At 65.5% G+C, this 22,062-nt stretch carries 22 protein-coding genes; 19 read left to right on the top strand and 3 right to left on the bottom strand.

Annotation, left to right across the window (positions count from 1 at the left end; all coding sequences use genetic code 11):
- From ACLV74_RS01410 to ACLV74_RS01365, 10 genes are all read left to right on the top strand, one after another.
- Positions 1 to 459, top strand: a 459-nt coding sequence (locus ACLV74_RS01410; protein WP_411877571.1) for a methyl-accepting chemotaxis protein, incomplete at its 5' end; no start/stop codon positions are given.
- Positions 460 to 537: 78 nt separating this feature from the next.
- Positions 538 to 2,184: a methyl-accepting chemotaxis protein gene (locus ACLV74_RS01405; RefSeq protein ID WP_411877570.1), complete on the top strand. Its 1,647-nt coding sequence runs from the start codon at positions 538 to 540 to the stop codon at positions 2,182 to 2,184.
- 71 nt (positions 2,185 to 2,255) lie between these two features.
- Positions 2,256 to 3,455 (top strand): response regulator, encoded by a 1,200-nt coding sequence (locus ACLV74_RS01400; RefSeq protein WP_411877569.1) that lies wholly within the window; start codon positions 2,256 to 2,258, stop codon positions 3,453 to 3,455.
- Positions 3,452 to 4,093 carry a response regulator gene (locus tag ACLV74_RS01395; protein WP_411877568.1) on the top strand — a complete coding sequence of 214 codons (642 nt, stop codon included), beginning with the start codon at positions 3,452 to 3,454 and terminating at the stop codon, positions 4,091 to 4,093. Before ACLV74_RS01400 ends, ACLV74_RS01395 begins: the two co-directional genes overlap by 4 nt.
- A 151-nt stretch (positions 4,094 to 4,244) precedes the next feature.
- Positions 4,245 to 4,733 carry a chemotaxis protein CheW gene (locus ACLV74_RS01390; RefSeq protein WP_411877567.1) on the top strand — a complete coding sequence of 163 codons (489 nt, stop codon included), beginning with the start codon at positions 4,245 to 4,247 and terminating at the stop codon, positions 4,731 to 4,733.
- 247 nt (positions 4,734 to 4,980) lie between these two features.
- On the top strand, positions 4,981 to 5,469 hold the full coding sequence (locus ACLV74_RS01385) for a chemotaxis protein CheW (RefSeq protein ID WP_411877566.1): 489 nt from the start codon (positions 4,981 to 4,983) through the stop codon (positions 5,467 to 5,469).
- Positions 5,470 to 5,506: 37 nt separating this feature from the next.
- Positions 5,507 to 7,231, top strand: a complete 1,725-nt coding sequence (locus ACLV74_RS01380) for a methyl-accepting chemotaxis protein (protein WP_411877565.1) — start codon at positions 5,507 to 5,509, stop codon at positions 7,229 to 7,231.
- 242 nt (positions 7,232 to 7,473) lie between these two features.
- Complete coding sequence (locus ACLV74_RS01375) at positions 7,474 to 8,016, top strand: chemotaxis protein CheW (protein WP_411877578.1); 543 nt, start codon at positions 7,474 to 7,476, stop codon at positions 8,014 to 8,016.
- The gene (locus ACLV74_RS01370) at positions 8,013 to 9,740 is read left to right on the top strand and encodes a methyl-accepting chemotaxis protein (protein WP_411877564.1); all 1,728 of its coding nucleotides are present in this window, start codon (positions 8,013 to 8,015) and stop codon (positions 9,738 to 9,740) included. Before ACLV74_RS01375 ends, ACLV74_RS01370 begins: the two co-directional genes overlap by 4 nt.
- A gap of 538 nt (positions 9,741 to 10,278) precedes the next feature.
- Positions 10,279 to 12,006: a methyl-accepting chemotaxis protein gene (locus ACLV74_RS01365; RefSeq protein WP_411877563.1), complete on the top strand. Its 1,728-nt coding sequence runs from the start codon at positions 10,279 to 10,281 to the stop codon at positions 12,004 to 12,006.
- 535 nt (positions 12,007 to 12,541) lie between these two features.
- On the opposite strand, the gene ACLV74_RS01360 is transcribed toward ACLV74_RS01365, so the two are convergent.
- From ACLV74_RS01360 to flgA, 3 genes are all read right to left on the bottom strand, one after another.
- Complete coding sequence (locus tag ACLV74_RS01360) at positions 12,542 to 12,997, bottom strand: flagella synthesis protein FlgN (RefSeq protein WP_411877562.1); 456 nt, start codon at positions 12,995 to 12,997, stop codon at positions 12,542 to 12,544.
- Positions 12,994 to 13,278 carry a flagellar biosynthesis anti-sigma factor FlgM gene (flgM, locus tag ACLV74_RS01355; protein WP_411877561.1) on the bottom strand — a complete coding sequence of 95 codons (285 nt, stop codon included), beginning with the start codon at positions 13,276 to 13,278 and terminating at the stop codon, positions 12,994 to 12,996. The genes ACLV74_RS01360 and flgM overlap by 4 nt, the downstream gene beginning before the upstream one ends.
- A gap of 83 nt (positions 13,279 to 13,361) precedes the next feature.
- A complete protein-coding gene (flgA, locus tag ACLV74_RS01350; protein WP_411877560.1) occupies positions 13,362 to 14,096 on the bottom strand; it encodes a flagellar basal body P-ring formation chaperone FlgA in 735 nt (244 codons plus the stop codon).
- Between the two features lie 426 nt (positions 14,097 to 14,522).
- Between flgA and flgB the strand changes: the two genes are divergently transcribed.
- The 9 genes from flgB (at position 14,523) to flgJ (ending at position 22,054) form a co-directional block, all read left to right on the top strand.
- Entirely contained in the window at positions 14,523 to 14,927 is a 405-nt protein-coding gene (gene flgB / locus ACLV74_RS01345) for a flagellar basal body rod protein FlgB (protein WP_411877559.1), read from the top strand.
- 25 nt (positions 14,928 to 14,952) lie between these two features.
- Entirely contained in the window at positions 14,953 to 15,369 is a 417-nt protein-coding gene (gene flgC, locus ACLV74_RS01340; RefSeq protein ID WP_411877558.1) for a flagellar basal body rod protein FlgC, read from the top strand.
- Positions 15,370 to 15,433: 64 nt separating this feature from the next.
- Positions 15,434 to 16,099, top strand: a complete 666-nt coding sequence (locus ACLV74_RS01335) for a flagellar hook assembly protein FlgD (RefSeq protein ID WP_411877557.1) — start codon at positions 15,434 to 15,436, stop codon at positions 16,097 to 16,099.
- A gap of 94 nt (positions 16,100 to 16,193) precedes the next feature.
- Positions 16,194 to 17,480: a flagellar hook protein FlgE gene (flgE, locus tag ACLV74_RS01330; RefSeq protein WP_411877556.1), complete on the top strand. Its 1,287-nt coding sequence runs from the start codon at positions 16,194 to 16,196 to the stop codon at positions 17,478 to 17,480.
- 50 nt (positions 17,481 to 17,530) lie between these two features.
- Positions 17,531 to 18,274: a flagellar basal body rod protein FlgF gene (locus tag ACLV74_RS01325; RefSeq protein WP_411877555.1), complete on the top strand. Its 744-nt coding sequence runs from the start codon at positions 17,531 to 17,533 to the stop codon at positions 18,272 to 18,274.
- 92 nt (positions 18,275 to 18,366) lie between these two features.
- Entirely contained in the window at positions 18,367 to 19,149 is a 783-nt protein-coding gene (flgG, locus tag ACLV74_RS01320) for a flagellar basal-body rod protein FlgG (RefSeq protein ID WP_411877554.1), read from the top strand.
- Positions 19,149 to 19,856, top strand: coding sequence for a flagellar basal body L-ring protein FlgH (locus ACLV74_RS01315; RefSeq protein ID WP_411877553.1), 708 nt, complete (start codon positions 19,149 to 19,151; stop codon positions 19,854 to 19,856). The genes flgG and ACLV74_RS01315 overlap by 1 nt, the downstream gene beginning before the upstream one ends.
- Positions 19,857 to 19,864: 8 nt before the next feature.
- Entirely contained in the window at positions 19,865 to 21,034 is a 1,170-nt protein-coding gene (locus ACLV74_RS01310) for a flagellar basal body P-ring protein FlgI (RefSeq protein ID WP_411877552.1), read from the top strand.
- An 18-nt stretch (positions 21,035 to 21,052) separates the two neighbouring features.
- Positions 21,053 to 22,054, top strand: coding sequence for a flagellar assembly peptidoglycan hydrolase FlgJ (gene flgJ, locus ACLV74_RS01305; RefSeq protein WP_411877551.1), 1,002 nt, complete (start codon positions 21,053 to 21,055; stop codon positions 22,052 to 22,054).
- Positions 22,055 to 22,062 lie beyond the last annotated feature (8 nt).

Here is a 22,062-nt window from a genome sequence, read left to right as displayed (position 1 = left end):
ATCGACGACTCGGTCAGCAAGGTCGAGGAAGGCAGCAGCCAGGTGGCTGAAGCCGGCAAGACCATGGACGAGATCGTCGACAGCGTCAAACGCGTGACCGACATCATGGCCGAGATCACCGCCGCCAGCCAGGAGCAGACCTCCGGCATCGAGCAGATCAACCAGGCCATCACGCAGATGGACCAGGTCACGCAGCAGAATGCCGCGCTGGTGGAAGAAGCCGCGGCAGCCGCTTCTTCACTGCAGGAACAGGCCGGCAACCTGTCGCAGGTGGTCAGCGTGTTCCGCATCGAGGGCGGCCCGGTGCAACAGCAGGCGCCGCAGCGCCCGGCCGCCCGGCGGGCCGCCACACCCAAACAGCCTCCCAAAGCCCGGCAGGCCATTGCCGCGCCGCGGCGCAAGCCGGTGGTCGCAATCGGCGAACCGGCCATGGCCGGCGGCAGCTGGGAAACGTTTTAAGCACCCGCTGCACAACAGCCCGCACGGCACATAACAACCAGCCTCGATCAACCCCTCGTTTTTTGGAAAGTTTGAATCATGACACTCAACAACATCAAGGTCGGCACCCGGCTGGCGCTGGCTTTCGGGCTGATTCTCCTGATCATGGCGGGCATTTCCGCCATCGGTGTCTGGCGCTTGCAGGGCCTGGCGGAGACCACCCACAAGCTGGGCACCATAGACAACGAAAAACTCAAAATGGCCGTGCAATGGCGCCAGACCATTGACCTGAACTGGGTGCGTACCCGTGCCTCCATCCTGGACGCCGACACCAGCCGCATCCCGATGTGGCAGGCCGACATGGACAAGACTTCGGAGATCTCGACGGCCTCGCGCAAGCGGCTGATCGAGTTGATCCAGTCGGACGAAGGCAAAAAGATCCTCACCGATATCGACGCCAGGCGCGAAGCCTACCGCACGCCCCGTGCCGCTGTGCTCAAAAGAAGGCAGGCCGGGGAAGACGTCACCGCCGTGCTTGAGCGCGAGCTCAAGCCGCTTGCCGACAACTACAGCGAAAGCATCCACAAGCTCGAGGAATTTCAGCAAAGAAATTATGACGCCTCGCTGGAGCAGGCCGAAGCGAACGCGGCCCAGGGCCGGTTGATCCTCATCGTGGGCTCGGTGCTGGCCTTGCTGCTGGGCACGGCCGCGGCCTTTGTGCTGACCCGTTCCATCACCGGCCCGCTGGGCCAGGCTGCCCGCAGCGCGCGCTTTATCGCCGACGGCGACCTGACCCAGCCTATCGATAGCGTGGGCCGGGATGAGGCGGCCGAATTGCTGCAGGCCTTGAAGGCCATGCAGGCCAACCTGGTCGGCATCGTCGGCAATGTGCGCAGCGGAACCGACACCATCGCGACGGCGTCCAGCCAGATTGCGGCCGGCAACCATGACCTCTCATCGCGCACCGAACAACAAGCCAGCTCGCTGGAAGAAACTGCCGCTTCGATGGAAGAACTCACGAGCACCGTCAAACAGAACGCTGACAACGCCCGGCAAGCCAACCAATTGGCGGTGTCCGCCTCGGGTGTGGCCGTCAAGGGTGGCAGCGTGGTCGCTGAAGTGGTCGGCACCATGGGTGCGATCAATGCTTCTTCACGCAAGATCGTCGACATCATCGGCGTCATCGACGGGATTGCCTTCCAGACCAATATCCTGGCGCTCAACGCCGCTGTTGAAGCGGCGCGTGCCGGTGAACAAGGCCGCGGCTTTGCGGTCGTCGCCGCCGAAGTTCGCAACCTGGCCCAGCGCAGCGCCGCAGCGGCCAAGGAAATCAAGACCCTGATCGACGACTCCGTGAGCAAGGTCGAAGAAGGCAGCAGCCAGGTCGCCCAGGCCGGCCGCACGATGGACGAGATCGTCGACAGCGTCAAGCGCGTGACCGACATCATGGCCGAGATCACCGCAGCCAGCCAGGAGCAGACTTCCGGGATCGAGCAGATCAACCAGGCCATCACGCAGATGGACCAGGTCACGCAGCAGAACGCCGCGCTGGTGGAAGAAGCCGCGGCAGCCGCTTCTTCACTGCAGGAACAGGCCGGCAACCTCTCGCAGGTGGTCAGCGTGTTCAAGCTGGATGGCGGACATGCGCCGCAGCCCACGGCGCAGCGCGCGGCCCGTGCCGTGCGACCGGCCGCGACCCACAGGCAGCCGCCCCAGGCCTGGCAGGCCATCGCGGCACCGCAGTAACAACGCATTGAATTGAAACACCCATGAGACCCGACGCACTTCCAGGCCCACGGTGCGCGCCGGGTCAAGCCATGGATGCCAAGCCGGGAAAAACCGACCGCATCCTGGTGGTCGATAACGACCGGGACGTTCTGCTATTGCTGCAGGTCATGCTGCGGGCTGAAGGCTACGAAAACATCGTCGCGCTGCAGGATGCGCGCGAGGTTTGCGCGAACTACCGCGCCAGCCCCGCGGCCCTGATCCTGCTCGACCTGCACATGCCTTACCTGAGCGGCTATGAGGTCATGACGCAGCTGCGGGAACTCGGCGATCCCTTGCTGGCACCGGTTCTGGTGCTGACCGGCGATACCGACAGCGAGTCGCTGCTCAAGTCGTTCGCCGGCGGAAGCCAGGACTTTATCGCCAAGCCCTTCAGCCAGGCCGAACTCGCCGCCCGCGTGGCCAGTCTGCTGGCCGTCCAGCGCGGCCGCCGCGCCACTTACGCGCAGGCCGAATTGCTGCAGGAAACCGTCATGCTGCGCACCAAGGAATTGCGTGACATGAACCTGCAGCTGCAGGCCAAGGTGGAAAAACTTCACCTGGCGGACGCCGCGATGCGCGAGGTCCGTGAAGACCTGCGCGCCTTGGTGGGCCGCCAGGAAACCCTGCGCGAGGACGAACGCAAGCGCATCGCCAGGGAGATTCATGACGAACTGGGCAGCCTGCTGACGGGGATCAAGGCCTGTCTTTCGGTGATGGGCGAAGGCCGGGCCGACGGCACGCGCTCCCAGGCCCAGCTGCTGGGCGACGCCACCGGTCTCGCCGACACCGCCGTCGACACCGTGCGCCGGGTGATTGCCGACCTGCGGCCCAGCGTGCTGGACCACCTGGGCCTGTGGCCCGGCCTGGAATGGTATGCCGGCCAGTGGAGCCAGCGCACCGGCGTGCATTGCGGCCTGGAGGTGGACGAGGATGCCTGCAACGAGGACATCAGCCCCGAGCGCAGCACCATGCTGTTTCGCATCGTGCAGGAGGCGCTGACCAATGTCGCGCGCCATGCCCATGCCTCCAGCGTCGTCATCCATGCCGGGATGCGGCAGGGCGACGTGCGCATCGAGGTGAGCGACAACGGCAAGGGCGTGGCACCCGATCGCCTGCTGGACCGCCGTTCCTTCGGGCTGCTGGGCATGCGCGAGCGGGCCCATTATTTCGGCGGTGAATTCAGCATGGGCCCCGGCAAGGCGGGCGGCACCACGGTGGTGGTGCGATGCCCGCCGCAGGCCGCACCATGACCGAAAAGAAAATCCGCGTGCTGGTGGTCGACGACCACCTGGTGGTGCGCAACGGCCTGCGGCTGATGCTGGAGTCTTCGCGCGACATCGACGTGGCGGGCGAGGCCTGCAGCGCGGCCGAGGCCCGCGCCATGGTGCTGGCCCAGGAATTCGACGTGGTGCTGATGGACATCGGCCTGCCCGACCAGAACGGGCTGGAGCTTCTCAAGCGCATCCGGATAGACAGGCCGGCCCTGGCCGTCCTGATGTTCAGCATGTACGCCGAGGATGTCTATGCGGTGCGGGCGCTGCGCCTGGGCGCCGCGGGCTACCTCACCAAAAACAGCCCGGTGGAGGCGGTGGTCGCGGCCATACGCAAAGCCGCGGGCGGCGGAAAGTATGTCAGCGCGGAACTCACGGAGCAGCTCGCCGGCATGGCCGCGGGCGCGCCCCTTGCATCCCACCAGGTGCTGTCCAACCGCGAGCTGGAGGTCCTGAAGCTGATCGCCAGCGGTGAAAGCCTGGTCAGCATAGGCCAGGGCCTGCACCTGAGCCCCAACACGGTGACCACCTACCGCGCGCGCATCCTGGAAAAGATGAACGTCGGCAGCAATGTGGAACTGGTGCGCTACGCCCTGGAACACGGGCTGCTGGTCTAGGGCCTGTTGACAGGACGGGACAAGCCCGAGGCCCTGTCACGGTTCCCCCACAAAAACTGTACGGAATCCGCGATGGCGGGGGCGCATGCGCACCGCTATCGTTGGAATGTGCCCGGCATTTCGCCAGACGCATCCACAGGAGGCCATGCGAATGCAATCAACACCAGGCGAATCCCCACCGGTTGCCAGGGCGCTGCAATTCCTGGTTTTCACACTGGGCCAGGAAGAGTACGGCCTGGACTTCCTGAAAGTGCAGGAGCTGCGCCGTTACGACACGGTCACGCGCGCCGCCAACGCCGCCGGGCACATCCAGGGCGTTGCCAACCGGCGAGGCACCCTCGTCCCCGTCGTGGACCTGCGCATCCGGTTCAATTCGGGCACACCTGTTTATGACCAGTACACGGTGTTGATCATCCTGAACATCGCCGCCCGCCTGGTGGGCATGGTGGTGGACAGCGTCTCGGACGTGATCACGCTGGGGATCGGGCAGATCGGGCCCGCGCCCGAGTCGGGGCCGTTGCTGGACACCGCCTGCCTGACAGGGGTCGGCACGCTGGGCGAGCGTGTGCTGCTCCTGGTCGACATCGACAAGCTGATGGCCGTCGCCGGCATGGGGCCGGGCGGCGAGACGATGCATTGATCAAGAGGATGGTCGGGCCTCAACGGGTGCCCGCCTCGCGCCATTGCAGCTCCCCGGCGAAAACCTGGGTGCCGGTGGCAGACCCGGCCGCCGCAGCATCGCACCCATGCGATGACCTACGCAATACCCCGTCACGGTTCCCCTACAAAAACTGTACGGGATCCGCGATGGTGCCGGCGGACGCATCAGCTTATCGTTGGCTTGTGTCTGGCAGTTCGCGGGACGCATCAACAAAAGGGCGTTTCGCATGCAATCAACAACAGGCAATTTCCCGGCGGCCGCCACGGCGCTGGAGTTCCTGGCCTTCAGGCTGGGCCAGGAAGAGTACGGCGTGGACATCCAGAAGGTGCAGGAACTGCGCCGTTACGAGAAGGTGACCTGCATCGCCAACGCGCCCGGGCACCTCAAGGGCGTGGTCAACCTGCGCGGCATCATCGTGCCCATCGTGGACATGCGCATCAAGTTCAACCTGGGCACGCCCACTTACGACCAGTTCACGGTGGTGATCATCCTGAACATCGCCAGCCGCGTGATGGGCATGGTGGTGGACAGCGTCTCGGACGTGATCACGCTGGGACCCGAACAGATCCGGCCCGCGCCCGAAATGGGGGCGGCGCTGGACACCGACTACCTCACAGGGCTGGGCACGCTGGAAGAACGCATGCTGATCCTGGTCGACATCGACAAGCTAATGTCCAGCGACGACATGGGACTGACCTCCTCAACGCTTCAATAAACAGCGCCTTTAACCAAATTCTCACTGGAAAAATATCATGAACAATCTGACTGTACGCGCCAAACTCACCGCTGCCTTTGGCGGCCTGGCTTTCCTGGTTCTGCTGATTGCCGGCCTGGCAATCAAGACACTGGGCGACGCCAACGAACGTTTCGAGGGCTATGTCAACGGCATTGGTGCACGCGCAAACACCGCTCACCTGGTGCGCGAAGCCATAGATTTGCGCGCTATTGCCGCGCGCAACCTGGTGCTGCTCACCAGGCCTGAGGATTTGGCGGTTGAAAAAGATGTGGTCAACAAGGCGCATGCCGAAGTGGGTGTGCAGTTGACGAAACTGAAGAAGCTGTCCGAGGGTTCCAGCGAGGATGTGCGCCGCATGATTGGTGAGATGGACAAGATCGAGCAGGCGTATGCGCCAGTGGCTCTGTCCATCGTCGATATGGCACTCAAGGGAAAGCATGAGGAAGCCATTGCCAAGATGAATGCTGATTGCCGTCCGCTGTTGGCCAAGCTGGTCAAGGTGTCAGAGGAATATTCAGCCTATACCAGCGTGCGCGCCGCCCAGCTGGTGGATGCCTCCGCCGCCGACTACGCGAGCCAGCGCAACTACTTGATCTTCGGTTGCTGCCTTGCCTTGGCTGGTGCCATCGTGGCTGGTTTTCTGATTATTCGCAGCCTGACACGCGCGCTGGGCGCCGAACCGCTCGAACTGTCCGTGATCGCCAGCCGTGTGGCCGAGGGCGATCTGAGTGTCCCTCTGCAAGTGCGCAGCGGTGATACCGTCAGTGTGATGGCCGCCATGATGCGCATGCAAACGTCGTTGACTGGCATCGTCTCCACGGTCCGCAGCGGCACCGACACGATCGCCACCGCGTCCAGCCAGATCGCGGCCGGCAACCATGATCTGTCATCGCGCACAGAGGAGCAGGCCAGCTCCCTGGAAGAGACAGCAGCCTCGATGGAAGAGCTGACCAGCACCGTCAAGCAGAACGCCGACAACGCAAGGCAGGCTAACCAGCTGGCGGTCTCGGCCTCCAGCATCGCCATCAAGGGCGGCAGCGTGGTCGCTGAAGTGGTCGGCACCATGGGCGCCATCAACGCGTCGTCCAAAAAGATCGTCGACATCATCAGTGTGATTGACGGCATTGCCTTCCAGACCAACATCCTGGCCTTGAATGCCGCGGTGGAAGCGGCCCGTGCCGGTGAGCAAGGCCGTGGCTTTGCCGTGGTTGCCGCCGAGGTGCGCAACCTGGCCCAGCGCAGCGCCGCCGCCGCCAAGGAAATCAAGACCCTGATCGACGATTCGGTCAGCAAGGTCGAGGAGGGCAGCAGCCAGGTGGCCGAAGCCGGCAAGACCATGGACGAGATTGTCGACAGCGTGAAGCGCGTGACCGACATCATGGCCGAGATCAGCGCCGCCAGCCAGGAGCAGACACAGGGCATCGAGCAGATCAACCAGGCCATCACGCAGATGGACCAGGTCACGCAGCAGAACGCCGCGCTGGTGGAAGAAGCCGCGGCAGCCGCTTCTTCGCTGCAGGAGCAGGCCGGCAACCTCTCGCAGGTGGTCAGTGTGTTCAAGCTGGACGGCGGACAGGCGCAGGGCATTCAGCAGCAACAGCGCAACAGCGTGGCCCGCCAGGCCGCAGCGCCCCAGCAGCCGCCCCAAGCCCGCAAGGCCATTGCGGCGCCGCAGCGCAAGGTGTTCGCACCGGCGGGCGACCTTGCCGTGGTCGGCGGCGGAAGCTGGGAAACGTTTTAAGAAACCGTTTATGGCCTGACAAGTCCGCGCAAGCGCCCTCCCTGAGGGGGTGAGCCGCCATGGCCTCGCCATGGGCGGCTTTTTTCATGCCGCAGGGCGTCCGGAACCCTGCGCTGCCTGAAGCCCTGTCACGGTTCCCCTACAAAAACTGTACGGGATCCGCGATGGCGCAAGCCGATGCACAAGCCTATCGTTGGCGTGTGTCTGGCAGTCCGCGAGGCGCATCAAAAAAGGCGTTTCGCATGCAATCAACAACAGACCATTTTCAGCCGCCCGCCCAGGCGCTGGAATACCTGGCTTTCAGGCTGGGGCGGGAGGCGTATGGCATGGATACCCGCAAAGTGCAGCAGCTGCGCGCCTATGGCGCGGTGGCCCGCATCGCAAACGCGCCGGAGTACGTGAAGGGCGTTCTCAACCTGCGTGGCGCCGTGGTTCCCATTGTGGACCTGCGCATCCGGTTCAAGCTGGGCGCCCCCCGCTACGACAGGTTCACGGTGGTGATCATGCTGAACACCGCCAGCCGCATCAAGGGCATGGTGGTGGATAGTGTTTCCGATGTGATCACGCTGAGCCCCGAACAGATCAGGCCCCCGCCGGTGTTGGGGGTGGTGCTGGACACCGATTGCCTCACGGGGCTGGGAACGCTGGACGAACGCATGCTGATCCTGGTCGACATCGACAAACTGATGTCCGGGGAAAGCATGGATCTGGTTGAAGGCCGGCAGTTTGAGGCTCAAGGCAATGAGCGCTTTTGCGCATTGAAATCTATTGAGGAAATGACATGAATATCAACAATCTCAAAATCTCCACCCGCCTGGTCATCCTGGTCGGCACGCTGTCGCTGTTTCTCGCCGCGATTGGCGGCATAGGCCTGTTCGGCATCAGCGCGACCAATGAGTCCCTGCGTTCGGTCTATGAAGACCGCACGGTGCCTGCCGACCAGCTCGGGGACATCAAGGCGCTGATGCTGCGCAACCGGGTGGCCATCACCGCCGCCTTGCTGGACCCGACACCGGAGGTCATCAAGGACCGCCTGGCACAGGTCGATTCCAATCTTGCCGAGACGGACAAGTTGTGGACCGCCTATATGGCAACCACCTTGACCGCGGAAGAAGAAAAGCTCACCAAGGCCTTCATGGAAGACAGGAAGAACCTCGTCCAGAAGGGCATACTGCCGGCCTTGGCGGCCTTGCGCGCCGACGACATGAAGGAGGCGCTGCGTCTGGCAACGCACGAGATGCGTGCCCTGTTCCGCAAGGCCGAGCCCGGCATTGACGCGCTGGTGGCGCTGCAGCTTGAAGAGGCCAAAAAAGAATACACCGCCGCAGAGGCCCGGTACAAGACCGTCCGCATGGTGTCGATTGCCGCCATCCTGGGCGGCATCCTGCTTGCGGGCCTGTTCGGCTGGGTGATGGTCCGCTCCATAGGCCGCCAACTGGGCGCCGAACCCGGTGAAGCCGCCAGCGTGGCGCAAAGCGTGGGTTCGGGTGACCTGAGCGTGCACATACAACTCAGGCCCGGCGATACCACCAGCCTGATGGCGCAGCTCCAGTTGATGCAAACAAGCCTGGTGAACATCGTGGGGCAAGTGCGCAGCGGCACGGACACCATCGCGACGGCGTCCAGCCAGATCGCCGCCGGTAACCACGACCTGTCGTCGCGCACCGAAGAGCAGGCCAGTTCGCTCGAAGAGACGGCGGCTTCCATGGAAGAGCTGACCAGCACCGTCAAACAGAACGCCGACAACGCGCGCCAGGCCAACCAGCTGGCCGTGTCCGCTTCGAGCGTCGCCGTCAAGGGCGGCAGCGTCGTGGCTGAAGTCGTGGGCACCATGGGCGCCATCAATGCGTCATCCAGGAAGATCGTCGACATCATCGGTGTGATCGATGGCATCGCCTTCCAGACCAACATCCTGGCTTTGAATGCCGCTGTTGAAGCAGCGCGCGCCGGTGAACAAGGCCGTGGCTTTGCCGTCGTGGCGGCCGAGGTGCGCAACCTGGCCCAGCGCAGTGCCGCCGCTGCCAAGGAAATCAAGACCCTGATCGGCGATTCCGTCGACAAGGTCGAGGAAGGCAGCAAACAGGTCGCCGAAGCCGGCCGGACCATGGACGAGATTGTCGACAGCGTCAAACGCGTGACTGACATCATGGCCGAGATCACGGCAGCGAGCCAGGAACAGACTTCCGGGATCGAACAGATCAACCAGGCCATTACACAGATGGACCAGGTCACGCAACAGAATGCCGCGCTGGTCGAGGAGGCCGCCGCGGCCGCCTCTTCGCTGCAGGAACAGGCCAGCGGCTTGTCGCAGGTGGTCAGTGTGTTCAAGCTGGATGACGGGCAGGAGCGGGGCGTTCAGCAGCAACAGCGCAGCAGCATGGCCCGCCAGGCCGCAGCGCCGAAACAACCACCCCAGGCCCGCAAAGCCCTTGCCGCGCCGCAGCGCAAAACTTTCGCGCCGGCGGGTGACCTCGCCATGGCCGGTGGCGGAAGCTGGGAAACCTTCTAAGGCGTCGGCGCCGCCCTGTTGATACGGGGCGTTTCTTTTATGGAAGCCGGGCTGCTTGAGCAGTCCGGCTTTTTTTTCGGCCGCTGGCCCCCACCCCGCCCTCCCCCAGCGGGGGAGGGAGCAAGAGAACCCCGCCTGTTTTCAATCTGCGTAAATCTGCGTCATCTGCGGATGAATCTCTTATCCACAGATGACGCAGATTTACGCAGATAAAGACCATCCTGATTCAGGGTTGTTTTGCCGCATAGGGAGATAAGGCTGCAGCTGCAGACACCCGGTCGCAGCGCCGGATTTCCCGGGAGATCTCCCGGATCAGGCGCCGAGATGAGGGCATATGCCGGCACTCATCGGCCTATCTTGTGCCGTTTGACTGGATAACCTTGAGCAAGCAACTCGCGTCAAAGAGCCGTAAGAAAGCGGATCCCAAACCGGTGCTTGCCGCGCCATTGCGCAAGAGGCCTGAAGCATGGCAATGACACTTCAGGAATTTCCGTCACCTACACCTACACCTACACCCACACCTGTCCAAGGAGCCAGCATGCGCACCAATTTACCCGTCACCCAACTGGAAGTCGCCTTGCGAAAGGCCGACTCCATCGTTTCCAAGACCGACCTGAGCGGAAACATCCAATACATCAACCCCTATTTCGTGGAAGTCAGCGGATTCAGCGAGGCCGAGTTGATGGGCGCGCCGCAGAACATCATCCGGCATCCGGACATGCCCAAGGAAGCGTTTGCGGACATGTGGGCCACGCTCAAGCGCGGTGTGCCGTGGACAGGCCTGGTCAAGAACCGGTGCAAGAACGGGGACCATTACTGGGTCCTGGCCAACGTCACGCCTATCCGCGAGAACGGCAAGGCGGTCGGCTACATGTCGGTTCGAACGGTTCCCGGCCAGGCCGAGGTCAGGGCGGTGGAGGGCGTTTACCGCCAGTTCAGGGAAGGCACGGCCAAAGGCATTGCCATCCGGCAGGGCAAGGTGGTCAAAACCGGCCTGCTGGGCAAGCTGGCCATGCTGAGGGACTTGCCGCTGGGCTGGCATATCGGCCTGGCCCTGTGCGCCATGCTGGTGCTGCAGCTGCTGGGCGGCGGCCTGGGGCTGTTCGCGTCGCGTTTCGGCCTGAACCCCCTTTACGCGATGGCGGGCTTCGGCCTGGCCTGCACCGGCATGACCGCGTATTGCTGGTATTCGCTGTTTGCCTCGACGGTGGTGCCGCTCAGGGACGCGACCACGGTGGCCCGGGCCATCGCGGGCGGCGACCTTTGCAGCAGGTTCTCCGATGAGCATGGCGGCGACACCGGCCAGCTGCTGAAGGCCTTGCAGCAAATGAACGTCAACCTGGTCGCCATCGTCAGCGATGTGCGCGCCAACGTCGACTCCATCCATGTGAGTTCCACGCAGATCGCCGCGGGCAATATGGACCTGTCGTCGCGCACCGAGCAGCAGGCCGCTTCGCTGGAACAGACGGCGGCCTCGATGGAGGAGCTCACCAGCACCGTCAAGCAGAACGCCGACAATGCCCTGCAGGCCAACCAGCTGGCCGTCTCTGCGTCGAGCATCGCCGTCCGCGGCGGCAGTTCGGTCGCCGAGGTCATGGGCACCATGGGTGCGATCAATACCTCGTCGCGCAAGATCGTCGACATCATCGGGGTGATCGACGGGATTGCCTTCCAGACCAACATCCTGGCGCTCAATGCCGCAGTGGAAGCCGCGCGTGCCGGCGAACAGGGCCGCGGATTTGCGGTCGTCGCCGCCGAAGTGCGCAACCTGGCCCAACGCTCCGCGACTGCCGCCAAGGAAATCAAAGGCCTGATCGACGATTCCGTGGGCAAGGTCGAGCAGGGCAGCAGCCAGGTCGCCGAAGCCGGCCGTACCATGGGCGAGATCGTCGACAGCGTCAAGCGCGTGACCGACATCATGGCTGAGATCACGGCGGCGAGCCAGGAGCAGACATCCGGCATCGAACAGATCAACCAGGCGATCACGCAGATGGACCAGGTCACGCAGCAGAATGCCGCGCTGGTGGAAGAAGCCGCGGCGGCCTCCTCTTCCCTGCAGGAACAGGCCAGCGGCCTGTCGCAGGTGGTCAGCGTGTTCAAGATGGAAGGCGGGCAGAAGCAGATCGCCCGGCCGCACGCCGCCGCGGCCAGGCCGGCCGTGGCGCCGAAACAGCCGCCGCAGGCCCGCAAGGCCATTGCCGCGCCGCAGCGCAAGGCTCCCGCGCCGGCGGGCGAGCTCGCCATGGCCGATGGCGAAAGCTGGTAGACGTTTTAAGGCTTTGGTAATGCCCTGTTGACACGGGGCGCCTCTTTCCTGAAAGCCGGGTTGCCTGATTGAGCAGCCCGGCTTTTTTGATGGGCGGCTATCAGAACAAGCTCGCCACCGTTCGCCTGAAGTGTCGAAGGGCTGATGCATCACGGAGAAGGAGGGGTGTTTCGAGGCCGCTGGCCCCCACCCCAGCCCTCCCCCAGCGGGGGAGGGAGCAAGAAGGGTATGCAGCGAGGACGTTGGCGGGTTTACTCCTTCCCCCGCTGGGGGAAGGTTGGGATGGGGGCTCGCGGCGCTTGAAGTTGCGCCGGGCCCAGGCTGAGCCCGGGCTTCTTCGCGCTGTCCAGCTGCGCGCAGGCGCATCTGGAGCCGCAGCGCTCAGCCCCCGCCCTCCCCGAGCGGGGGAGGGTGTAAGAGAGCAGTCCCCCACGGCCAAAAAAAAAGCACCCGCTAAGGGGCGCTTGAAGGACCAGGCAGGGGACTGCCGGGCCCGGAGGAACGAGAATTTTTTGCGGGAAAACGCGGGCCGCGCTCAGCCCACCGCCAGGCGGTTGCCGTTGCCGCCGGACTGGTGCGTGCCGTCGCGCCCATACAGGGACACGCCGCCGGCCTTGAGGAAATTGAGGGTCTGCCGGGTGAAGTCCAGGTGGGTGTGGACCATCACGCCGTTGCGGTGGTTGAGCTCGCGGGCCTCTTCGGCGCGTGCCAGCAGCGCGCGCCAGGCGCTTTTGAGCACGGCATCGCCGGCGGCGGCCGCGGCATCGGCGCCAACGCGGCCGGGCCCGTAGCCCATGGCCTGCTGGTGCGCGTCGCGGCGCCGGCCTATCAGGGCGATCTGCTCGGCCATGCGGGCCTTGCGTTCGGCCAGTCCGGGCAGTTCGGAGAATTCGCCTTCAGCCATGGCCTGGGCTTCCTGGCCCAGCAACTCGAGAAACACGCCGATCGCGGCGAACTCCCGGCTCAGCAGGTCGACCAGGGCGTTGCTCATTTTTTGCCTTCGCCCAGCAGGTCGCGCACGGTGGCCAGCAGGCCGTCGGCGATTTTGCCGGTATTGACCTGGTAGCGGCCGGCGCTGATCTCTTCGCGGATCCTGGCCACCCGCGCGGCATCGAAGTCCGAATGGGTGGAAGGCAGCAGCGTCGTGGGGGCGGCGGGCCGCGCCTGGGCCGAAGCCTGGGTTTCGGACGCGGGCCGGCTTTCCCGGGTGGAGGAGGGGGCGACGCTGTCGGTCACACTTTTGAGGAATGCAACGGTTTTCTGGATGTTCATGATGGTTTCCTCAGGGGGATTTCACCGATATAACGGCGGTCCGGGTGAAAACTTTAGGGTGCATGGGGAAAAACCCTGAAATTTCAGTGAACCCGTTCCACGCTGCCGTCCGCCAGGACGGTGCCGCTGAGCAGCTGGCCGCCTGGCATCTTGACCTGGAGCACGGCCCCGACAGCGGCGCTGGTCATGGCCTTGCCTTCGCTGCTGACGGTAAAACCGGGCCCGCGCGCGCGCAGGCGGACGTTCTGGCCCTGCTGCACGGCCACCGCGGCGCGCAGGGATTCACGCCGCAAGGGGGCGCCGGAGGCAATGCTGTTCAGGGCCGTGACGCCGTCGAACTGGGCCGGGTCGACGACGACGCCGCGCGGCAGGGCGGTGAGGTCGCCTTCGCGGACGGCGGCATCGGCCAGGGACAGCACCTGGCCGGCGCTGATGGGCCTGGCCGCGACGTAGTAATTGCCGTGCACGGCGACATAGGCCGGCACGTAGCGGGTCCAGGGCTGGCCCGCGTTGCATTTGACGCCGACCGAGACGCGGCCCCAGAGGCGGGCGCCGCCGGGCAAAAAGGGTTCGAGCGCGTCGCAAGGGGGCAGCGCGCCGGACATCGGCGTGTCTATGGTGATGACCACGCGGCCGGGCAGGCCGGCGGCCTGGTTCTGCAAGAAACCTTCGATGACGGGGCGCGCATCGCCGGCCAGGGGCGCGGGCTGCGAGGTCGCGGCATGGGCCGGCGGCGGGCCCAGCGCAAGGCTGGCCAGCACCAGCACCAGGCTGGGCGCGAGCCGTGAAAACAGGTGGGTGGGCGCGGGCATCTTCATGAAATCTTTCAATGGGCAGGCCTGGAGGGCACCCCTTGCGCATGGCCTTCACCAGGATGGAGGTGCAAGGCGTGCCGGGGGCGTGGCTGGATTCTAGAAGTCCGCGCCCCCGTCCCAAGGCCCGAAATGCGCGGCAATCGGGCTGTTGTTCATCCGATTGGAAAACGCCGCGCGGTAGTGCAATGCGTGAGAGCCGGATAAAGCCTTGCAGCCGCTCACACCGGGCCCGGACCGTGTGTTGTCGGGGGCGCGTGACGAAACCATGACAGGCGGGGAAAGCGCGCCTGGCGGCCGGCCGGAAAAGCTGAATTGGGCGCTGAAACACCGTCTGTTCCGGTGATTGCAAAAGCGGGCTCTTCCTACAATTATTTTGAGTACCAGGGGCGGCGGCGCGGCAAGCGCAGGCGTCCAAACGATGGAGAAGAAATGATGGACAAACTTGATTCGGCGCTGCGCTTTCACCAGGAGGCGCTCAGCCTCAGGGCGCGGCGGCAGGAAGTGCTGTCGGCCAATATCGCGAACGCGGACACGCCCAACTACAAGGCGCGCGACTTCGATTTCAGCAGCCGCCTTTCGGAGGCCGTGGAGCGCGGGCGCCAGTCCATGTCCATGACCATGTCCACCACCTCGGCCCGCCACCTGGCCGGCGAGGCGCACGCGGCCGGCGAGGGCGAACTGATGTACCGCACGCCGGCGCAGTCCAGCATTGACGGCAACACGGTGGAGATGGACATGGAGCGCGTGAACTTCGCGGACAACTCCATGCGCTACGAAGCCAACCTGACGGTGCTCAGCGCGAAGATCAAGTCGCTGCTGGCGGCGGCCCAGTAACCAACAGACACCGAGGTAACAGCACATGCCTGATTTCAACAGCTCCAGCGGTATCTTCGCGATCGCCGGCTCCGCCATGACGGCGCAGTCGCAGCGCATGAACGTGGCGGCCAGCAACATGGCCAATGCCGACAGCGTGTCGGGCCCGGACAACCAGCCCTACCGCGCGCGCCAGGTGGTGTTCGAGACCACGCCGGTGCCGGGCGACGCCATAGGCGGCGTGCGGGTGTCCCGCGTGATTGAAGACCAGTCGCCGCTGCGCATGCTGCACGACCCCAAGAACCCGCTGGCCAATGCCGACGGTTATGTGGCCATGCCCAACGTCAACCCGGTGGAGGAGATGGTCAACATGATCTCGGCCTCCCGTTCCTACCAGGCCAACGTCGAGGTGCTGAACACCGCCAAGACGCTGATGCTCAAAACGCTGACCGTCGGCCAGTAAGCGCCGCGTCCGCCTTTTGTCTTTTCCCTTTCCGCACCTCACTTAACTTCCCAGGAAACATCTTATGGCCGTGAACGCACCTGCCGCATCCGATCCCGCGAGCGCGCTGAACGCCCTGGCTTCCCAGCAGGGTTCCGCCGCCGACAGCGAGCAGCGCTTCCTCAAGCTGCTGGTCACGCAGCTGAACAACCAGGACCCGCTCAACCCGCTGGACAACGCGCAGCTGACCTCTCAGCTCGCCCAGATGAGCACCGTCAGCGGCATCGAAAAACTCAACGGCGCGGTGCAGTCGCTGCTGTCGCAGAGCGGCTCCGGCCAGGTGCTGCAGTCGGCCGCGCTGATTGGCCGCACCGTGCTGGTGCCGGGCAAGGAACTGGCCGTCAAGGACGGCGCGGCCACGCAATTCGGCGTGGACCTGGCCGGCGCCGCCGACTCGGTCAAGGTGAGCGTGAAGAACGCCGCGGGCGACACCGTTCGCACCTTCGACCTGGGCGCGCTGCAGCCGGGCGTGAAGACGGTGGACTGGGACGGCAAGACCGACACCGGCACCGCCGCGCCGGACGGCGCCTACACCCTGAGCGTGACGGCCAAGGCCGGCAGCCAGGACGTGGCTTCGCTGGCGCTGACCTACGGCACGGTCGCGAGCATCGCGCAGGTCTACGGCGGCGCGTCGCTGGACCTGGGCGGCGGCCGCAGCGTCGGGCTCAACGAGGTCCGCAAGGTTCTCTGATTTTTTTGGCATTCCGGATATCCGAATTTCTGAGTCAAGGGCGCTCGCCCATTTCCCTTCAACCGCAAGCAACTGAACAACAAAAGGAAACACCATGGGTTTCGCACAAGGGGTGAGTGGCCTGAACGCCTCCGCCAGCAATCTCGACGTCATCGGCAACAACATCGCCAACTCCGGCACGGTCGGCTTCAAGTCGGGCAATGCCCTGTTCTCGGACGTGTACGCGGGCTCCCGCGTGGGCCTGGGAACGCGGGTTGCCGCGGTGGTGCAGAACTTCAGCGCGGGCGCCGTGCAGAGCAGCACGCGCGGCCTGGACGTGGCCATCGTCAACGGCGACGGTTTCTTCCGCATGGCCAGCCCCAGCGGTGAAGTCATGTATTCGCGCAACGGCCAGTTCGACCAGGACGCCAACGGCTACATCGTCAACGCGGGCGGCCTGCGCCTGACCGGCTACCAGGTCTCGGCCAACGGCACCGTCGCCGGCGGCAGCCCCGGCCCGCTGCAACTGCCCACCGCCGCGATGGCGCCCAACGCCACGCAAAGCATCGTGTCGCAGTACAACCTCGATTCGCGCAGCACGGTTCCCGCCGCCACGCCCTTCGACGCCAACAACTCGGCCACCTACAGCTATTCCAACCCGGTCAAGGTCTACGACTCGTTGGGCAATTCGCATGAGGTGGCCACCTTCTTCGTGAAGACCGGCGCCAATGCCTGGAGCGTCTACGCCACCGCCGACGGCTACCCGCTGAACGCCGCGGGCGCCATGGTGGCCGCGCCCACGCCCGCCGGCCCGCCCGTCGCCGCCAACAGCGCGCCGCTGGCCACCGGCACCCTGAGTTTCGACACCAACGGCAACCTGGTTTCCGCCGCGCCCTCCACGCTGGTGGGCGGCAAGATGTCCTTCACCGGCCTGGACTTCGCCAACGGCTCCACCCCGCTGACCTTCACCATGGACCTGACGAAAAGCACGCAGTTCGGCAACGTCAACGACCCGAAAAAGCTCACGCAGGACGGCTACACCTCCGGCCAGCTGACGGCTTTCGCCATCAATGAAGACGGCACCATCACCGGCAAATACTCCAACGAGCAGAGCCAGGCGCTGGGCCAGGTCGTGCTGTCGTCCTTCGTCAACCCCAACGGCCTGCAGCCCAAGGGCGACAACGTCTGGGCCGAGACCGCCGAATCGGGCCAGCCCCTGACCGGTTCGCCCGGCAGCGGCACCAAGCTGGGCGCGCTGGCCTCCGGCTCGGTCGAGGCGTCCAACGTCGACCTGACCTCCGAACTCGTCAACCTGATCATCGCCCAGCGCACCTACCAGGCCAACGCCCAGACGGTGAAGACGCAGGACCAGGTCATGCAGACCCTGGTGAACATGCGCTGATGCCCGCGGGCTCGCACACGGCATAAAAGCAGAAAGAAGCAGGGAACCACATGGACCGGATGATTTATATCGGCCTGAGCGGCGCCAAGCAGGCGCTGGAGCAGCAGGCTTCGGTGGCCAACAACATGGCCAACGCGTCCACGCCCGGCTTTCGCGCGCAGATCAACAGCTTTCGCGCGGTGCCCGTGACCGGCGAGGAAATGGGCACGCGCGCCATGGTGGTCGCCACCACGCCGGGCGCGGACATGAGCGCCGGACCGCTGACGCAGACCGGACGCCCGCTGGACGTCGCGGTGCGCGGCGACGGCTGGCTGGCGGTGCAGATGCCCGACGGCAGCGAAGCCTACACCCGCGTGGGCAACCTGCAGGTCGGCTCCGAAGGCCAGATCACCACCATGGGCTCGCGACCGGTGATGGGTGACGCCGGCCCGCTGGTGGTGCCGCCCGGCTCCTCCCTGGTGGTGGGCGGCGACGGCGTCATCACGGCGATAGGCGCCGGCGACCCGGTGGCCGGCGCCGCCGAAGTGGGGCGCCTGAAGCTGGTGAACCCGGCCAACGCCGACCTGGTGCGCGGCGACGACGGCCTGTTTCGCATGCAGCCGGGCCGCCCCGCGCCGCAGGCCGACCCCGAAGTGCGCGTGCAATCCGGCGCGCTGGAGGGCAGCAACGTCAACCCGGTGGAGGTGATGGTGCAGATGATTTCCAACGCGCGGCGCTTTGAAATGCAGATGAAGACCGTGCAGACCGCCGAAAGCAACGACCAGCAGGCCAACAAGCTGCTGGGCAACGGTTGATGGCACTCAACCACCCTTCAGGAGCGTGAAGCCGGCCGCGGCCCCTTCACCCTTTTTGCAATCCGCTTTTTACCTTTCGCAGGAGTTCCCTCATGATTCGTTCCCTCTGGATCGCCAAGACCGGCCTGGATGCACAGCAGACCCAGCTCGACGTCGTGGCCAACAACCTGGCCAACGTCGGCACCACGGGCTTCAAGCGCAGCCGCGCGGTGTTTGAAGACCTGCTGTACCAGAACCTGCGCCAGAGCGGCGGCCAGACTTCGGACCAGACGCGCATGCCCTCGGGCCTGCAGATAGGCACCGGCGTGCGCGTGGTGGCCACGGAACGCATTCATACCCAGGGCAACCCGACCAAGACCGACAACCCGCGCGACGTCTCCATCAACGGCGGCGGCTTCTTCCAGGTGCTGATGCCCGACGGCACCGCGGCCTACACGCGCGACGGTTCCTTCCAGCCCGACCAGAACGGCCAGCTGGTGACGGCCAACGGCTATCCGCTGCAGCCGGCCATCACGCTGCCGCAGGACACCACGGGCCTGACCATAGGCCGCGACGGCACGGTCTCCGTCACGCAGGGCGGCAGCAGCGCCAGCGTGCAGGTCGGCCAGATCCAGCTGGCGACCTTCATGAACCCGTCCGGCCTGGAAAGCAAGGGCGAGAACCTGTATGTGGAAACCGACGCCTCGGGCGGCGCCAACCAGACCGCGCCGGGCCAGAACGGCGCGGGCGTGCTCAACCAGGGTTACGTCGAGTCCTCGAACGTGAACGTGGTGGAAGAGCTGGTCAACATGATCCAGACCCAGCGCTCCTACGAGATCAACAGCAAAGCGGTGCAGACGTCCGACCAGATGCTCGCGCGCCTGGCCCAGCTGTGATGAACCGCCCGATTGCGAAGACCGGCCGCGCCCGCGGCTGGATGCTGGCCGCCGTCGGGCTGCTGCTGTTGCTGGGCGGCTGCGCGCAGATACCGCGCGAGCCCATCGTGCACCAGCCGATGACGGCGCGCAACGACGCGAAGCAGCGGCCCGCCGCGCCGGTGAACGGGGCGATCTACCGCACCGGCTTCGGCGCGCAGGCGCTGTTCGAGGACAGGCGGCCGCGTTATGTGGGCGACATCCTCACCATCGTCATCAGCGAGAACATCAACGCCAGCAAGAACTCGGCCGCCGATGCCAGCCGCACCGGCAGCGTGAGCTCGGTGCTGGGCCTGGTGCCCAAGCTGCTCAGCGGCCTGATCTCCGGCGACCAGGATGCCGACGGGGCCGGCAAGAACATCTTGAGCGCCAAGGGCGGCGCCAATTCGAAAAACACCTTCAACGGCGTGATCACGGTCACGGTGGTGGAAGTGCTGGACAACGGCAACCTGCTGGTCAGCGGCGAAAAGCAGATGCTGATCAACCAGGGCACGGAATACATCCGCTTCTCCGGCGTGGTCAACCCGCGCACCGTGGGCGCCAACAACGCCGTGCCTTCCAACCAGGTGGCCGACGCGCGCATCGAGTACAGCGCCAAAGGCTACATCGACGAGGCGCAGACCATGGGCTGGCTGCAGCGCGTCTTCCTCAACGTACTGCCGTTCTGAGCACCCTCATGCGCAAACCCAACCCTTCCCTTTCCCGCCGCCGCGGCCCGCGCGCGTCGTTCATGTCCCTGCTCAAGCTGTGCCTGCTGCCGCCGGCCCTGGTGGTGGTGGCCGTCCTGGCCGTGCCGCACGCGAAGGCCGAGCGTATCAAGGACCTCGCCAGCATCCAGGGCGTGCGCGACAACCCGCTGATCGGCTACGGCCTGATGGTGGGCCTGGACGGCAGCGGCGACCAGACCATGCAGACGCCCTTCACCACCCAGAGCCTGAACAACATGCTGGGCCAGCTGGGCGTGACGGTGCCGGCCGGCACCAACATGCAACTCAAGAACGTGGCCGCCGTGATGGTGACCGCGGTGCTGCCGCCTTTTGTGCGGCCGGGCCAGACCATAGACGTCACGGTGTCCTCGCTGGGCAATGCCAAGAGCCTGCGCGGCGGCACGCTGCTGATGACGCCGCTCAAGGGCGCGGACGGCCAGGTCTACGCGCTGGCGCAGGGCAACATGGTGGTCGGCGGCGCGGGCGCTTCGGCCAGCGGCAGCCAGGTCAAGATCAACCAGCTCAGCTCGGGCCGCATCCCGGCGGGCGCCATCGTCGAGCGCGCGGTGGACTCGCCCCTGGGCGGCGACGGCACGCTGGTGATAGAGCTCAACAAAACCGATTTCGGCACCGCGCAAAAGGCCGTGGACGCGATCAACCGCAGCTTCGGCCCCGGCACGGCGCAGGCGCTGGACGCGCGCATGATCCAGGTGACCGCGCCGGCGCGGCCCGAGGAGCGCGTCGGCTTCCTGGCCCGCATCGAGGAACTCGACGTGAACCCGTCGCAGGCCGTGGCCAAGGTGGTGATCAACGCGCGCACCGGCTCGGTGGTGATGAACCAGACGGTGCGTATCAACGACTGCGCGGTGGCGCACGGCAATCTGTCGGTGGTCATCAACACCGAACCCGTCATCAGCCAGCCCGGCGCCTTGTCGGGCGGCAGCACCGTGGCCACCCAGCGCTCGCAGATCGAGCTGAGCCAGGGCGGCGGCGCATTGCAGGTCGTGAAGAGCGGCGCTTCGCTGGCCGACGTGATCAAGGGCCTGAACGCCCTGGGCGCCAACCCGCAGGACCTGGTGTCCATCCTGCAGGCCATGAAGGCCGCGGGCGCCCTGCGCGCCGAACTCGAAATCATTTAAAGCCCGGAACCCGAAGCCATGAGCAGCACCACCATCGCCGGCACCAGCGGCCTGAACACGCCGGCCTCCGGCGTTCTCGACCAGCGCCTGTCGCTGGACGTGCAGGGCGTGGACGAGCTCAGGCGCACGGCGCGCAACTCCCCGCAGGAGGGCATGAAGCAGGCCTCTAAACAGTTCGAGGTGATGTTCATGAGCATGGTCCTCAAAAGCATGCGCGAGGCCACGCCGTCCGACGGCATGCTCAGCAGCCAGTCGGAAAAAATGTACACCTCGATGCTGGACCAGCAGCTGTCGCAAAACCTCTCGGGCCGCGGCCTGGGGCTGGCCGATGCCATGTACGCGCAGCTCAGCCGCATGACGGGCGGCGACAGCGCCGCGCCGCAGGCCGGCGCCTTGCCCATGGCGGTTCTGCCCGGCGGGGCCGGCGCGGTGGCGCCCAAGGCGCAAGCCTTCCCGCAGCCGTATTCACCGTCTTATTTGCCCTCGGCGCCCGTGAGCCGCGCGCCCGACCTGTCGCAATACGAAACGGCCACCGCGCAGGCGACGATGAGCCGCAGCGCGCTGCCGCAGGCGCATGTCGAGGCTTTCGTCTCGCGCCTGCTGCCGGCCGCGCAGCGCGCCAGCGAAGCCAGCGGCGTGCCGGCGCAATTGATCATGGCGCAGGCGGCGCTGGAGTCCGGCTGGGGCAAGCGCGAAATCCGCATGGAAGACGGCAGCACCAGCTTCAACGTGTTCGGCATCAAGGCCGACAAGAGCTGGAAGGGCCCGGTGGCCGAATCCGCCACCACCGAATTTGTCAACGGCGCGCCGCAAAAGACGCGCGCCTCTTTCCGCGCCTACGGCTCGTACGACGAGGCCTTCGCCGACTACGCGAAATTCCTGTCGACCAACCCGCGTTATTCCGGCGTGGTCGCCACGCGCGACCCGGCCGAGGCCGCGCACGGCCTGCAGCGCGCCGGTTATGCGACCGACCCCGAGTACGGCGGAAAACTGGTGCGCATCATGAAACAGATGACCTGAATCCGCGC

The organism is Polaromonas sp. YR568, from assembly GCF_943369415.1.
Taxonomy (GTDB): Bacteria; Pseudomonadota; Gammaproteobacteria; order Burkholderiales; family Burkholderiaceae_C; genus Polaromonas.
Note: the sequence above shows the minus strand (reverse complement) of the source record. Positions and strands in the feature narration are given on the sequence as shown.